At 47.9% G+C, this 549-nt stretch carries 1 rRNA gene; it reads left to right on the top strand.

The features are described from left to right. Positions 1-384, top strand: a 16S ribosomal RNA gene (locus ACWKXT_RS24320); the annotation flags it as partial. Positions 385-549: the final 165 nt, after the last annotated feature.

Genomic DNA, 549 nt, shown 5'->3' on the forward strand with positions numbered 1-549 from the left:
TGCCAGTGATAAACTGGAGGAAGGTGGGGATGACGTCAAGTCATCATGGCCCTTACGAGTAGGGCTACACACGTGCTACAATGGCGCATACAAAGAGAAGCGACCTCGCGAGAGCAAGCGGACCTCATAAAGTGCGTCGTAGTCCGGATTGGAGTCTGCAACTCGACTCCATGAAGTCGGAATCGCTAGTAATCGTGGATCAGAATGCCACGGTGAATACGTTCCCGGGCCTTGTACACACCGCCCGTCACACCATGGGAGTGGGTTGCAAAAGAAGTAGGTAGCTTAACCTTCGGGAGGGCGCTTACCACTTTGTGATTCATGACTGGGGTGAAGTCGTAACAAGGTAACCGTAGGGGAACCTGCGGTTGGATCACCTCCTTACCTTAAAGAACCTGCCTTTGTAGTGTCCACACAGATTGTCTGATGAATGATGAACTTCTGAATGTACTTTTGAGTGCATTAAGAAGTTTTGCTCTTTAAAAATCTGGATCAAGCTGAAAATTGAAACGACACATCTTAATGGTGTGTTCGAGTCTCTCAAATTTT

Source organism: Enterobacter sp. UPMP701 (assembly GCF_053709515.1).